General features: G+C 68.1%; 1 protein-coding gene. It reads right to left on the bottom strand.

What is annotated here, in order from left to right; translation table 11 throughout:
• Positions 1 to 257: hypothetical protein (locus tag RZA33_RS19595; RefSeq protein ID WP_317509903.1), on the bottom strand; the 257-nt coding region annotated here is incomplete at both ends.

Raw genomic sequence — 257 nt, 5'->3', positions numbered from 1 at the left:
CCGACATTGATGACCGGCGTCACCTTCCGCGTGACGGTAAACGTGGTGTTGCCGTTCGTGACGGCGGCATTCCAAGCGAGTTCGCTGACGGCGAGGTCGGTGTCGTAATCCGGCGTGGTGCTGCCGTTGGGGCGCTTGAGGTCGGCAAACGCGCGCAGCGAGGCCAGGTCGGCCTGCGCAATGCGCATGGCCTCGCTGCGCTGCTTGGCGACATCACCGCCGCGGCGCAGGTTCGCCAGCAGGCCCACCAGCGCCAC

The organism is Halovibrio sp. HP20-59 (assembly GCF_033052795.2).
Classification (GTDB): domain Bacteria; phylum Pseudomonadota; class Gammaproteobacteria; order Pseudomonadales; family Halomonadaceae; genus Vreelandella.
This window is presented reverse-complemented; position numbering and strand designations above follow the sequence as displayed.